Raw genomic sequence first — 14,748 nt, forward strand, 5'->3', positions numbered from 1 at the left:
CCTCTTTACGTCCTGGAACCATCAATAGATACTCACTATGTCTAATTCCATTAAGCTTAGTTGTGACGACACCATTATTTTCAACAGTTGAAACCACTTCAATTTCATTTAACGAATAATAATCCAGAGAGTCGGGACGTGGATTCGTAATTAAAATATAATCTCCCTCTTCAGCTTTTCTATCATTACAAAGCGTAAATAATTGACGGTTAAACACAAAACTATCAAGACTCTTGGGTTTGTATCTTTCAACTTTTGCAGCTGTGGTTAAATACTGAGTTAAATCTCTCAGCCTAATAAGATGAACAGACTGTTTATATAAAGGTTTCACGGAATATACCCTGTGTAACTCATTATTATAATATACAAATTGTCCTTTTCTTACCTGATAAAGTTTCATGAATTGGTCCTCCTTCAGGTGTTACATATAAGTAATTTTCAAACATTTTGATAGCCTAGTATTTGTTATAAAGCCGAGGGTTAATATATAATTCATTCAATGATAGAAAGAGTTAGTTCTTTCCCCCAGTTAACTTTTTTATTATTCAAATCTCTTATTAGTTTACCTCTCTATTCAATAAATTATATCCTTTTCAACAATATATAACAAAAAAGTCCTTACTTACAAACAAAATTATTGACGATCCCACTCGTAACCCTTATGAATTTCTAAGCCATATACATAGTGACATAATTATTTTAAAGATAAGTACGCTCTATAGTAAACTTCAAAACCTTTCGGATTGCCAAGAGGATCTAACAGGAATTGAAGGAATGTATAGGATACAGTAAGATGTACACTTTAATCCTACTGACATTATTGATTTAAACTAGACAAAACTAATATTTATCAGAAAAACATTATTGTGATAAAAAGAGTCGGTGATAAGACATTTGTTTATGAGTAGTGTTATACTAGTAAGCAGTCTACTAATATCCCCTGAAATAAGTCCATCAGAGCAGCATGTCCACGAGACAAAAAACAGACAAATAAACGACATTTCAAAAAAGATGAAGAGTATTAATTAAATTATAAGAAAAAGAATGCTCTTGGGAGGCGCCTTAGTTTATTGGCAGATCGAGAGTTATTCAATGCTCAATTGTTTTAAATACGGAATATGAGCTAAGTAAAGTGTAAATAATTTAATTAAGGTATTTTATTAACGCAATCTTTAAGGGTTAGTTACTATTGCTTCATAAAAAAGTACAATGTCTAAATTGGTTTTGCATATTCTAATGTTCTCCAATCGAAGTAATACCCTCTGCGAATCAATCAAAGATGGGAGTTTTTAATTTAACATGAAAAATGTTTCAATAGTTTTTTATATTTCGGTAGTCATACTGGCTCTTCTTGTTCTTGTGGGAGTTACAATGCCTGCAACACTTGAAAATGTAACGAGTAGCTTGCAAGATGCTATTACAAATACGTTTGGCTGGTACTATTTAATTGTTGTGACGTTGTTTGTTATCGTTTGTTTGTACTTATTGGTAAGTCCTATTGGTCGGATTAAGCTTGGGAAAGAGGAGGACAAGCCTGAGTTTTCACGCCCAACCTGGCTAGCCATGCTCTTTAGTGCAGGAATGGGGATCGGTTTAGTGTTCTATGGTACGGCTGAACCAATTAGTCACTATGCGATTAGCTCTCCAACGGGGGAAACAGGGACAGATCAAGCAATGAAAGATGCAATGAGATATACTTTCTTTCATTGGGGCATCCATGCATGGGCGATTTATGGAATTATTGCTCTCTCATTGGCTTACTTTACCTTTAGAAAAGGAGAGCGTAGCTTAATTAGCGCTACATTAAAGCCAATTATTGGAAAACAAGCAGATGGGTTTATAGGAAAGATAATCGATATTATTGCCGTTATTGCAACTGTTATCGGTGTTGCTACGACCCTTGGATTCGGTGCTGTTCAAATTAACGGTGGATTATCTTATTTATTTAACGTTCCTTCCAATCTCATGAGTCAATTCCTTATTGTGTTAGTTGTTACTATCTTATTTATAGTTTCAGCATTAACAGGATTAGGTAAGGGGATTAAAATTCTTAGTAATACTAATATGATCCTTGCATTGGCACTTTTTCTATTAACGTTTATATTGGGCCCGACTCTATTTACGTTAAATTTGTTTACAGATACCATTGGCGCTTATCTGCAAAACTTAATTAATATGAGTTTTCGTATAGCTCCACTTAACGAAGAACATCGTAACTGGATCAATGGTTGGACCATCTTTTATTGGGCATGGTGGATTGCGTGGTCTCCATTCGTAGGAATCTTTATCGCTCGGGTATCGAGAGGAAGAACTATCCGAGAATTTGTCGTATGTGTTTTACTGATTCCTTCTCTTATCGGTTTCATCTGGTTCGCTACATTCGGTAGTGCAGGGATGTTACTTGAACATGATGGGATTGCTTCTATTTCAAAATTAGCAACGGAAGAATCACTCTTTGGTGTATTTGCCAACTATCCAATGGGAACAACCTTATCAATCATAGCTATTATTCTTATTGGCACTTTCTTTATCACTTCAGCTGACTCAGGGACCTATGTTCTAGGAATGATGACAACGAATGGTTCTCAAAATCCTAGTAATAGTGTAAAGGTCATCTGGGGTGTGTTACTTACAATTATAGCTCTTGTCCTTCTCTATTCAGGAGGCCTACAGGCTTTACAAAATACCATGATTATTGCAGCTCTTCCTTTTTCGATTGTTATGGTTTTAATGACGGTTAGTCTCCTTAAATCTCTTAACAAAGAAGCGAAAGAATTTGGAATTGGAAAGTTAAAAAAACAAAATAAAAAATCGTAATAAAAAAGCACATTTGTTAGCCTTTCAGTTAACAAATGTGCTTTTTGTTATTTCGCTTATATAAGTGTTTATTCTGTGTCTCTTATTTTATTAGAAAGGTTACTCCATGACCTCCAGAGGATAATAGTGAGGTTAGATAATCTACTGATGGGTAAGGCATTACCTATAAGCTAAACTATTATTAATTTTAAAAGAAAAAACAATAAAAGTATTGTTCTTAATAAGGGCTTTTTAAAATCTAAAAAGTATCTTAGTAATGGAATGTAATTTTAAATATATACTTATTTAACAGCTTCTTTAAGATCTTTACCCGGTTTAAAAGCAGGAAATTCAAAAGCAGGAATGCTTATTTTTTCACCAGTTTGTGGGTTACAACCCGTTCGAGCTGCACGTCCTCGTACTTCAAATTTCCCAAATCCAATCAAATGGATTCTTTCTCCTCTAGCAAGAGTTTCGGAAATCGTTTCAAATAAGGCGTTTGCAGCTTTTCTAGCGTCTCGCCTAGTCAATGATGTTTTTATCGCAACGGTATTGACTAATTCTGTTTTATTCATCGATATCCACCTCATCCTCTTATTTTTAGAATGTATAGAATCTAAAATAATATGATTTCTATATATTTCTTACTTAATAACATTAGATAAAGGGCAGGAAAACCCCTGCTTTCTATAAAAATCAATACTGTGCAAAAAATATTCCTCTGTAACCAGCACCTGAAAATGAAATTAGTATAAAACTGGCACCCTTCAACTATTTTAAAGCATCAACGAGAAGGCATAGATATTGCTCAATCTAAAGGGAAACACCTTGGTCTCCCATCATTACTTTTCCAAAGGAGTGGGATAAGGCATATAAAGAATGAACGTCTGGAAAGATCACTGTCGTAGTATTTATGGATGAAGTAGGAATGAAAAAAAGCGACATTTTATAATAGGGCAAAAGCTTACGGGGCAAGGAAGTAACGTCCTTTTGCCTTTGTATTTTGTTGGCCATGCTAGCAAAATAGGTGATGCTTGCTATATGTAGTTATTCCAATATAAATAATAGGCTACTTGTCTTTTTTCTAAACTGAACATCTCGACACTGAACCCATTCATAGAAAAACTTCTAGAGTCCGCGGAGGAAGTAGTAATTCACTCAAATTCATACATGTAGCTCTGGTAAAAATACTTTAATTCAAAAAAGCACCCTAAAAGTTAGCCTGTAAAGCTTCAATTTTTTTCTTAAGTTTTTGACTTTCTTCCTCTAACTCAATAATTCTATCCTGAATCTCTTTATTGTTCCAATTGTTTTCTAATTCTTCAGATGATTTTATTCGCTTTTTATGGATTTCAATTCGTTGTTTAGCCATCTCTTCTACTTCTTTATTTAATTGTAATTGTTCATATGGATTCATTGTATTCCCCCCTTTATAGTTTATGATTTTTACTTTCAACATCAGAAAACAAATCCCTTTAAAATAAAGTCCATTGGGGGCACTTCGAACCAAGGGCTCGTTTACTTTTCGCTTTGATGATTTATACAGCATTTTATATATCGTTGATTTATTAAAGTTTCTCTTAATTGTTTCAATCTTTAAATCTTATATATAAGTTCTTTAAAAAACATTCTCACTGAAAGACGTAAATCGTAATTATAAAATACGCAATAACTAAAGTTAGTATAGTACCTCCATTAATTAATGTAAATCTAATTAAAAGTTTGTTTCTTACTTCTTTTCTATAGGATGCATTATGATAAGCTTGAGTATTGTTAATATAGATTTGGGCAAGCACCTTTAGATTTTTCAAAAAAACAACGAGTACAAAAACAAATAATAACATCACTAAAAGACTAATCCTTATAATATCCAAATTTCAATATTATCCTTTCCTAATAAACACTTATTCAATATTTTTTTCTCTATTGTTTGATTCAACAATATCTTGTATAGTCCAGGGTGAATAACTATACACCCTAATTCATCTACTTTTGAAACAATATCAGTTGTTTTCATTAGCTTACTCACCCTACTTTTTATGCTTTAGATTTATCCTATCCATCAATTGAAACATCATGCATACTCAATAGTTCAAAACTCTCATGAGCTACTGTAATGATTGTCAGAGGAACCCCCGTAAGCAAAATAGCGTTAAATAACCTGTTTCTTATAAGAGATATAAATAAAAACAGCGCTAATACTATAACAATAGCCTGAGGCAATTTATTTCTCCTTATTTAATCTCAATTAAAATTTTAGGCCCACCCGCAAATTTATCTACTTAATAAGAAATCCAAGAATCTGCCCTATTACAATCAATGATACAAATATCTGACTACCCTTTATCAATCGCATGTTCACAACGCTGCCGTTTTGGAATATTTATCAGCTGGAAAGTAGACCACTTTATCATAGGATTTGATACTTTCTTCTGGTGAAGAGAATAAATCTTTTAAGTTAATGTTTTCTACGTCAGTCACATAAGCTACAATCAACAAAATAAAAATAATCCAGTATATGATTCTTTTCAATCCTAAAACTCCCTTATTAAAAACAGTGTTATGAGAAGCACTCAGAATTGCAACAAATAAACAATTATCCACGAAATAAAGGATATTTTCCTCTTTCGGCTTCTCAGCAACAACATTTTAACCATTTACTGTCTTCTTTTTCGTGATTTTTAATTTCTTTAAAAAAGGTAAATATCGAAGTCTGTTAGTGAGTTCATTTTTAATCTTTTGGTAAACCATTAAGTCATTAGAAGAAATATTAAATACTATACTTTGTATTTTTTGAGGATAAAACCTCATCTCATTATCTTCGTAGCAGGATTGAAAGAGACATTTGATTTCCAGTATAGATGAATTATAAACAGCCTCACTTATTTGTATCGCAATCCAAAGATTAGCTGTTGATATATGATACATATAACAGTTCTCTTTTTCTAAAACTTCTTTCCATATTTTTTCAATCTTTAAACCTTGTTTTAAATCGTCCATTACTTGCAGTGTTGTAGAAATACGGGTCTGCGTATCTACAACATTGAATTCTATATGTTTTATGAAATTTTCTGTATCTACAATATCATTAGATTTAACATAAAATTCTTGCTTTAAATCGTTAATTTCTTCTTCTATTATTTCTTTTTGAGAAAGTAAAGAATTTATTTTTTTTAATTCATTCATCTTAAATATATTAAAGACACGTTCTATAAATGAACTTTTCTTTTCCAACATGTTTTTAACCGTTACCAGTTCATCTTTTTTATCATTGAGTTGTACAATTAATCTTTCTTTTTCATTTACATTTCTATCTCTAACTTTTATTCTGTGCTCTTTTTCCTGTAGGAGCTCTTCTCTTTTCATAATAGTTTGTTCTATCTGTTTTTCTAATAAAGGGATATTTTCCTGATTCTTTAAATAGTAGGAGAAGTCTTCACCATTATCAGTAGTCTTCACTGCCTTGTGGGCTGATAAAGTATCCGTAATTATAGGTTCGACTCGCTTTAAGTCAATGACAGGGAGCGTAAAAGGACATGGTTCATTTTCTTCCAAGTCAAAAAATACAATCTGATTTGGTAAAGAAAATAACTCCATCTGTGCGAAAGTTTTATTATTCCGAGTTCTACCGTAACATCCAATATTACGATTTTCTAAACACTTTAAATCCCCTTCATGATAGATATGATCAGGAGACACGGAGAGTCTGAATGAAGGAAGAGGTGTGTTTTCTTTTTCTTTAAAAATAATATTTATATAACCACCTTTATTTCGATTTTCTACTTTTTTTATAACTCCGGTAACAATTAAAATAGTCTCTTGATGATTTTGAACTATCTTTTTTGCTTCAGATGAAGAAAATAATATATCTTTAATTTTCACATTGTTATCGTCCTCTGTCTTAACTATTAATTCAGTCCATGCATTGTTATAACGGTTATAAATCCCCTGCAAAGCTCCAAATGATTGATATTGTTTACGTTCTGTACTATCTCTCTTATCTGTTGAAAATCTATTATTCCTAGTTCTTTTTGATTGGGTCTTTTTTAAAATAGTAAGATGAGGTACCCCTTTTGGATCGACATCTATGCAATCAAAACCATTAGAAATATTTTTCAAATAGCCTGTGGGATCATTGAAGCAGCAGCCTACATTATGTTTATTTTCTTCGTTTTTCTCATTTAGATGTCGAAGTCGAAAATACGTCCCTCCTACCTTAGTATTATCAACATGAGTTAATAGAGGAATTTCGCCTTTGTTAGGATCATTCCCATGTACCTCTTTCCATTTTAAATAACAACCATAGCAATAAAAGGAATCTTTAATATCTTCATATTCTTGGCTATTATACCCATATTTTTCTCTAATCCTTAGGACACGTTCAGCCGTTTCTCTTTCCCATCTACTTCCGTTCTCTCTTATGGCATATTGCATCGAAGTAACGAAACCCATTATAAACACCCTCTTTATTAATAACCTTCTATTTTATAGAAAGGATTCCCTTTATAATTTTTCTTTTTGCAAGCCATATTAATTGAGGCCATTTTTACTAGCCGATATCCATTCAGATATTTCATCAAAAATATTCTGAACTTGTTCTTTATTTAAAACTCCAACTTTTTCCCAAACGATGGAGAGATATTCCTCTAAGTGACTAGGATATGAAAGAGATTCAGTAACAAGGGCTTTATAAAATAATGGATTCCCCCCTTTATCTACTTCACCTTTACATCTATAGTTTTCAAATTCCCATCCTCTTTTTGTTTTTTTAAAATGATAAAAGTCCTTATCCCCCCATTGAGGACTGTAAATCTGCATTTTGAATCTAGATGTCCTACTCAATTGTAAATACCTCCTCAAAAATATAATTTTAATAAGGCACTTTTTATCTTTACCCTTTAAACATATATTTTATTTACATCTTTTTTATCGTAATTTTGGCGGTTCTAATTACGTCATCCCTATACGGCTCAACTCTATTATGATACTTATATTTTTTCATTTTTACGAGCTTTATTACTCCCTATAAGAGGTGGTGTGATAACGAAAAATGTAGATAATATATGGTGTAAAAACAGAAAAATACTGCCTCTTCCCAGTTAAAAGAGGCAGTATTTTTCTGTTCGTTGAATGGTAGTCGTTAGGTGACGCTCTATTGCATCCCAGATAGTTTGCTCCAAATATAAAATTTTAAACATTTTATTAAGTAAAAAGAGCTCAGCATACTAGGATCTTTTGCTGGATAAGGTATTATCTTTTACATACATTTCATAATGTCCATTTATATAACTAGTTACCTTTAAATTAAGTAAAAGGGCTTTTAGGTTAACTAGTTCAGAATCTAATCCGCACTCTCTTGCCATATCTTCAATCTTCTTTTTGATAATTTGTATATTATTTTCTAAATCAGTTACCGTTTTTTCACTGTATTGGAAGGGAACTTCATCTACAACTTCTGTAATTAATTGATTTTGTCCTTCGTATTCTGATTTCCCTTTAATTGCAGCCTGTTTTCCAATCAATACAGCCTGCTCTTTTATGTCTGACAGAAGAATCATTAAATCAATTCGTTTACTCATAGGTATATGCTGCTTATCAAAAATAGAGATAATTTTTGTTTGATAGTCATCCATAGTGGTATGTAGTTGATATTTTGCTTCTCGAATTACTTCTTCCTGATTTTTAATAAGTATCATTCAAAAATTCTCCTATCATCTTCATATATATCCTAATTAAGGATATATATTTGGTATCCCTTGATAAAAAGAAAGAAACAAATCTTTACCAAATAAAGACATGTTTCTTCTAGAATTCCAATCCAGTGTATTACTTTACCCTTTGAGTTGAAAAATAAACATAAAAAAACTAATTATTACAGAAAGAATGAATATATGATTACCAATAATGGTGATTGCGCCAACTAAAGATGTATACGAAATTCATTTTCATTTTATTCATGCAAATTGGATAAGAGCGTTTATTCTAAAGTATCTATAGTTAAATTTAAACCAAGAAGCGCTTGCTCTAGATTTGCTTTTATCGTTATTTTGCTAAAATCAATTCCTAGTTGAATCATCGTCTGGGCAACTTCAGGTCGGATACCAATTAATATTGTTTTTACCCCAAGAAGACCTAATGCGTCTACAATTTTAAAAATCTGATGGGCAACCATGGTATCTACAATCATCACTCCGGAGAGGTCAAATAGCAAATGTGATAATTTTAGTTCATTTGCTTTCTTTAATGTTTCCTCTAGTAAAAGCGTTGCTCTTTCCGTATCTACCTCTCCAATGAGTGGTAGTATAGCAATACCTTTGGTGATTGGAACCACTGGTACGGATAATTCAAGAAAAGCACTCTTTGCTTTTTTTAGTGTTTCTTGATGAATATTAACATATGTCAAACTAAAAGCATAAACAGCTTTATCTAATAAAGGATCAATGATAGTGATTAATTCAAATATTGTGTCTGTAGGTATATTATGATCTCTTATTTCTTCTTTAAGGAATTCCCATATGTATTTTCGGTAATAGGTCGTATTTTCTAAAGTCTCACTCAGAGAAATGCCTAGATTTGATGCAAATTCTCCTGACTCTTTTGCCCATTTCACTATTTGATCAACAATTGTTTTTTGATCGGTTTTTTCCATGAGAGCCTGCCCAAAATAACTGATGAAGGTTGCTCTTAATTCAATAATTTCTTCTTTTGTAACATTGACGTCTTTTACCTCTTTAAGGTCAGTCATTCTATTCGTGTGTACCATTTGTGCAATTTCATATTTTTTTTCTAAGATTTTTTCTCCCAGAAAGCGTAAATTATCCATTTCAAATTAACCTCATTTCTTTAGCCGTTTAGATTGCTATTTTTATTTTTAATTTCTAAAGATAAATTTTTAAAAATTTTTAACCTATCCTCTAAGCTACTTCTCAAGATAATATTTAAAATTAGTAGGGTAAATGCGAATAAAGATGCTATGAAGAATATAGGTGTAAACGCCGGAACAAAAATAAATACAGCAATTACCGCAATAATGGTGAAGGTTAAAAAATTAAGTATTTTCTTATTTAGTTTATTTGTTCTTTCTAAAAGCTCTTCATTTCTCTTTATATACTCTTTAATTTTTTCTGGACTTTTCGCAATATAGTCCCTTTCTAATTTTTTATTCATCTTACTAATTCCTTGAAACACAATAATAATTGCTAAGGTTACGACAAGAGATATAATAACATAGTTTGGCATTTAAACATCCTCCTGCTCTTTTTCAGTTAAATTTATAAAATCAGAAGCGCTCAAATTTACAACGAATAAGGTGGCTTACCTGTAAAATAATAGCTAATTTCGTCACGGCGCTTCTGGGCAACGCCATATTTTCTATTCATTAAAGAGAATGAATCTCTTTTTACACATATTCACCGATAAAATACATTTCATTTTTCTGATCCATTAATAAGTGATAACAAAAAGCAAACTCCGGTTTTCGTATAAACATGATTTGCGATTCGATATCTTGATTATGGTCAATCACCCTATTTTCCATCTGAACATGTTGACTATGAAAATACTCTTGATTTTGCATATACTCTTGAAAGTTTGGGTCATTGGTGTAAACGCGTAATACGGTATACGTTTCATATGAAGTATCTTGCTGCATGTTTTTAGTAGACTTTTTAGAGGAAAAGACAGAGCTTTCGCTCTTGAGTTTCAATGCAAACATAACCACTACCCATCCAGAAACAAACATAAGAGGGTAAAAGAATCCACTATGGGTCAAATTAAATAATTGACACGATACGATTAAAACAACAAAAGCAGTGATAGGCAGCCAATGATCGCTCCAAAATGTTTTTATATTCCTTACTAAAGTTGTTTTTATCTCTTCTACTTGTTCTCTTTCCATGTACTCATCCTCCTTTTAAAAAACTAAGCTACACGTCGAACATTTCCGTTAAACTTTGCTTTCCAATAGGTATTGTTTAAGTCTCCAACTGATACACCTTGTGAACTACTGTCATTAAGAAACTTGCCATCTCCCAGGTAAATGCCAACGTGGCCATTAATTTTATATGTGTCAAAGAAAATGACATCTCCACGCTTCATTTCACTTGCCTTCACGACTTTACCGCGCTTGATTAACGTATCTGTTGTAGTGGCGCTGACCGGACCCAAATCAACACCTGCTGAACTATATGCCCATCTTACATAAGAACTGCAATCAAACTTCCTGGCAGCAATATCACTTTGGTTTCTTCCGCCACCCCATACATATGGGCTTTTTCCGACTATAGAAGAGCCGACTTGAATCGCCTTTTCAATAGCTGCGGAACCTTTTGCAGAACCCCCTTTAATAGAAACGGCTTCAACAGAACCACTTGTGTATTCTTTCATAAATCCCATAACTCGTGATACGTACCAGCTAGCGTGATTATATGCAAAGACTGCTTTTTGATAGTTTCCAGAAGCGCCACCATTGGCAGCTAAGTAGTTTGCCGTAGAATACATAGCATCGGTAACATTCCAGGGGTCTGCTTTGCCGTCTCCGTCCCCATCGACTCCAAATCCACCGTACTTTTTAATCGCGGTTGGACTTTCTAAAACGTCTTTTGGAATACTGGCGTTTCCCAATCTCGTTCCACCAGGATAGGACCATCCAACCCATGTTTTTGACATAAATTGAGTATGACCTAACGCTCCAACACTAGATACATTTAAATCTTGCCCAAAATGCGTTTCGACGCGATGAATCGCGGCAATGAGTGTCCAGGGGATATTGTATTTTTCACCTGCTGCTTTATAAATCGGAATATATTCTTTTGGAATTTGCCCTTCTCCTATTTTAGATATCTGAACGTCTCCAAAGCCCACCCCTGTACCGTCAATCTCTGTTACTTCCTCTTGATCTGGTAGAAGAATGCCAAATACACTAACCATAGCCATAGCACTTATGACAACCCCTAATGCTAATAAGGCTGCAATAATAGCTAGTAATATCTTAGACTTTCGTTTGGCAGAATGGTTTAACTTATGGATTGGCTTAATTCGGTAAGTTGACACGAACCCCCACCACCTTATATCCATTATCTTGTTTTTTAAGTGTAACTAAATACCAATCTTCCTCTGGTTGTGCATTTCCTTTCACATCATAGACCTTCCCTTGCATAACGACATTCCATTGAATAACTTCTGGATCATCATTTGAAACCTCCGTTGTTTGAAGGGTTTCTGGCACAACTTTATCATAGGTTAACGTTCCACGTTCTTTTTGATTTTTATAGTTTTGATACATTTCATCTGACATATAAGGCTTTGCTTTTTCAATATGTTCTGAAGGGCTTTTACCGTTAAAACTAGCAAAGGCTCTGACAAACTCTGTTGCTATTTCTTTCGTACTCTGTAAATCTTCTTTTGTATTTCGTTGTGTCTGGTCATATGGGTTTTTATTATCTTTAGTAGTCGTTTCTTTTTCTTCTTGTATAGATTCAGAAGAAGGAGCTTGCTTCTCCTCTTGTGAGGAAGAAGCAGGCTTTTCCTTTGCAATAAAGGAACTAATCATAATGCCCAAGAAGACAATGACACTTAGGAACACAAGCATTTTCTTTTGCTGAACACTCATGAAAAGAACCTCCTTTAGTCTTGTCGAGACTGTCGTCTCATTTGTTCGATCTCTTTAGAACGGTCTATATGACCTCCATTTGATTCATTAGCAGCAGAAGCCTGTTCTTTACCCTGCTGTATCTCTTGCTGTACCTGTTGTTGTCTCATTTGCTTATGAAATTGCTGATTTGCTTTTTCAGTTTGTGGTGGTTTTGGCTGCGCTTTTAACGGTGCTTGCTCTTGATTGAATTGTTTAGTTGAAATTTCTCCATTAGCTGGAACTAAACGTCTAGAGGTGTGGATTGGTGCTTGTTGGCTTTCCGAACGCACTTCTTGTCTTCTCATTTGCTCAATAACTTTACTTGATTGAGAAGAACTTGATTCTTGTTGCGGCTGTGCTTTCAAAGGTGCTTGATTTTGATTTTCTTGTTGACGCATCTTTTTCATAACTTGCTCATTCTGATTTCCAGAAGCAGATTGATTATTTTTCATAGCTTCTTGTTGTTCCGGGTTTTTAGGTTGCGCTTTTAATGGTGCATTGACTTGAATTTGTTGCTGTTGTTTACTCATTTGATCGGATACAGATTGATTATAGTTCGGGTCATTTTCCTTTACTTTTTTATGGGGGTTTGGGATTACACCATTTTCAGATGATAAATTTCTTTTCCCCTCTTTTTCTTGTCGTCTCTTAAAAGGCATGACATTACGCTTTGGTGTGTCTTCAATTACATTTCCGTTACTATCAATGGGTTTATTTCGACGTAAAGTCGGTTTATTACTTTGTCTTTCCATTGCTTTTTCCATATGTTCTTTAGCTCTCGCGTCTGTAGTGCCTGGCTGACTAGATAAAGATCGTGAGTGTACGTTATTTCCTAAATAAAATGGCTCTATTCGTGCATATTGTCGTTGCTGATTTTGATACTTAATAGCATCAACCTTTTCTCTCCACGCTTGTTTTATTCGTTGTTTCTTTTCATCGTATAGTTTATAGCCAAAAAGCTGCTTTTGAAGAGCAAATATAGCTGCTACAATGATCAGGACGGCAATAATCGTTTGAGCATAGGCCCAGTTATTCTCGCTTGCTACCTTATAGGAAATATTGACAAAGCTAAACAATAAAATTAACAAGACAGTGAGTCCTATACACATTGCCAAAAACCCTAACAGTTTCATAGCAAATTGCTTTGCAAACCTTCGAAACGCTGGAAAGATACTAAGGAATAAGACGAATACCCCTGTAATAGCTGTAAGCAAGAATCCTACACCGTATATTTGAATGAATGTTGCTAAATATCCCACCATTGCTAATATGACAAGGGCTGGAACCCAAATTAACAACGCTAACACAATTCGTTTATTTGTATACTCTGGTGAAAAAAGAGAATTCTTAGCACTCTTTTTAACAAGTTTCTCTCTTTCGTCGCTCCCTGGCTTTTCACTTAACAAATCTTTTACCGTCTCTTTACCTGCTTTTATTTGGGCTGATGAAGCATTATCAGCTTTTCCTCCACCAATTACACCGTAGTTTGTCGTACCAAATTCAAGCAACAAGTACGGTTTTACAATCAATAAATCATGCATTAAGTTTCGTATTCTTGATACGCCATACCGGACGGATGATGTGTCTTTGTAGCTTTGTGTAGCTTGATCTTCTTGGCGATCTTGAATCATTTCTTTTCTTATTGCATCTTCATTTCCGTCCCCTAACGAATAGGTAGAAGAAGTTAAAACAGCGCCAGAGATATAATTGCGAGCTTGATTTAATTGACCTAACAATTGGTCACTATTTTGCACGTATGCTGTAAAGACGGCTGATAATAAGGCTGCTACAATCAATCCTGATATCGTAGCTCGGTACTTCTTTTGAGCAAATGAATAAACAAGCCAGCCAGCTACCATAATCATCATAAAACCCATAAATTGACCAATTCCATATGTTCCGCCTGTTTCCGAAATAAAGACTGTAATATAGGACAACATACTGTCAATAATATCGAAAGTGAACGCTTGCTCCATTAAGAAAATTCCGAAATTTACAACCACTAAATATCCATACCAGATAGCACTCAATATTTGTTGTTGAAAGGCTGCAATGTTGTTATAGAGTTTTTCATCAACTTTAAAAATATTGATTGAATCATACCAATGACTGTCTTCATCGCCTTTAACAGAGATATCAATATCGTAATTTTCTAAAGGAACCTCGTTATAGCGAAGTAAAGGTGCATTTGTTTGTGGTAAATCACTTTTAGGCATTAATTCGTCCATGACGTTAGGAGCTTCTGCATGTGTAGCTACTGGACAAAGTGTAGCAAGTATAAAAACAAATAGAATTACCTTCAACAGAAGTTTTGTTTTCAT

Annotated in this window: 14 protein-coding genes and 1 pseudogene; 1 reads left to right on the forward strand and 14 read right to left on the reverse strand. The window is 33.6% G+C overall.

Annotated elements, in window-relative coordinates:
* Positions 1–400, reverse strand: a pseudogene (locus AC0C45_RS26360) (hypothetical protein); the annotation flags it as partial.
* A gap of 899 nt (positions 401–1,299) precedes the next feature.
* Between AC0C45_RS26360 and AC0C45_RS26365 the strand changes: the two are divergent.
* Positions 1,300–2,817, forward strand: coding sequence for a glycine betaine uptake BCCT transporter (locus tag AC0C45_RS26365; RefSeq protein WP_472929051.1), 1,518 nt, complete (start codon positions 1,300–1,302; stop codon positions 2,815–2,817).
* Positions 2,818–3,098: 281 nt separating this feature from the next.
* Here AC0C45_RS26365 and AC0C45_RS26370 read toward each other — a convergent pair whose 3' ends face one another.
* From AC0C45_RS26370 to AC0C45_RS26430, 13 genes are all read right to left on the reverse strand, one after another.
* The gene (locus AC0C45_RS26370) at positions 3,099–3,371 is read right to left on the reverse strand and encodes an HU family DNA-binding protein (RefSeq protein ID WP_472929052.1); all 273 of its coding nucleotides are present in this window, start codon (positions 3,369–3,371) and stop codon (positions 3,099–3,101) included.
* Positions 3,372–4,006: 635 nt separating this feature from the next.
* The gene (locus AC0C45_RS26375) at positions 4,007–4,213 is read right to left on the reverse strand and encodes a hypothetical protein (RefSeq protein ID WP_472929053.1); all 207 of its coding nucleotides are present in this window, start codon (positions 4,211–4,213) and stop codon (positions 4,007–4,009) included.
* A gap of 444 nt (positions 4,214–4,657) precedes the next feature.
* Positions 4,658–4,813: a hypothetical protein gene (locus tag AC0C45_RS26380; RefSeq protein ID WP_472929054.1), complete on the reverse strand. Its 156-nt coding sequence runs from the start codon at positions 4,811–4,813 to the stop codon at positions 4,658–4,660.
* Positions 4,814–5,154: 341 nt separating this feature from the next.
* Positions 5,155–5,328: a hypothetical protein gene (locus tag AC0C45_RS26385; protein WP_472929055.1), complete on the reverse strand. Its 174-nt coding sequence runs from the start codon at positions 5,326–5,328 to the stop codon at positions 5,155–5,157.
* A 117-nt stretch (positions 5,329–5,445) separates the two neighbouring features.
* Positions 5,446–7,248, reverse strand: a complete 1,803-nt coding sequence (locus AC0C45_RS26390) for a hypothetical protein (protein WP_472929056.1) — start codon at positions 7,246–7,248, stop codon at positions 5,446–5,448.
* Between the two features lie 78 nt (positions 7,249–7,326).
* Positions 7,327–7,638 (reverse strand): hypothetical protein, encoded by a 312-nt coding sequence (locus AC0C45_RS26395; RefSeq protein ID WP_472929057.1) that lies wholly within the window; start codon positions 7,636–7,638, stop codon positions 7,327–7,329.
* A 383-nt stretch (positions 7,639–8,021) separates the two neighbouring features.
* Positions 8,022–8,492 (reverse strand): hypothetical protein, encoded by a 471-nt coding sequence (locus AC0C45_RS26400; RefSeq protein ID WP_328264103.1) that lies wholly within the window; start codon positions 8,490–8,492, stop codon positions 8,022–8,024.
* A gap of 281 nt (positions 8,493–8,773) precedes the next feature.
* Positions 8,774–9,619 carry an STAS domain-containing protein gene (locus AC0C45_RS26405; RefSeq protein ID WP_074684451.1) on the reverse strand — a complete coding sequence of 282 codons (846 nt, stop codon included), beginning with the start codon at positions 9,617–9,619 and terminating at the stop codon, positions 8,774–8,776.
* Positions 9,620–9,639: 20 nt separating this feature from the next.
* Positions 9,640–10,035, reverse strand: a complete 396-nt coding sequence (locus AC0C45_RS26410) for a hypothetical protein (protein ID WP_472929058.1) — start codon at positions 10,033–10,035, stop codon at positions 9,640–9,642.
* Between the two features lie 160 nt (positions 10,036–10,195).
* Positions 10,196–10,693 carry a hypothetical protein gene (locus tag AC0C45_RS26415; RefSeq protein ID WP_472929059.1) on the reverse strand — a complete coding sequence of 166 codons (498 nt, stop codon included), beginning with the start codon at positions 10,691–10,693 and terminating at the stop codon, positions 10,196–10,198.
* Between the two features lie 23 nt (positions 10,694–10,716).
* Entirely contained in the window at positions 10,717–11,847 is a 1,131-nt protein-coding gene (locus AC0C45_RS26420) for a bifunctional lytic transglycosylase/C40 family peptidase (RefSeq protein WP_472929060.1), read from the reverse strand.
* Positions 11,828–12,406, reverse strand: a complete 579-nt coding sequence (locus AC0C45_RS26425) for a hypothetical protein (protein ID WP_472929061.1) — start codon at positions 12,404–12,406, stop codon at positions 11,828–11,830. The genes AC0C45_RS26420 and AC0C45_RS26425 overlap by 20 nt, the downstream gene beginning before the upstream one ends.
* A 14-nt stretch (positions 12,407–12,420) precedes the next feature.
* A complete protein-coding gene (locus AC0C45_RS26430) occupies positions 12,421–14,748 on the reverse strand; it encodes a CD3337/EF1877 family mobilome membrane protein (RefSeq protein WP_472929062.1) in 2,328 nt (775 codons plus the stop codon).

This window comes from Priestia sp. VA7, assembly GCF_055710015.1.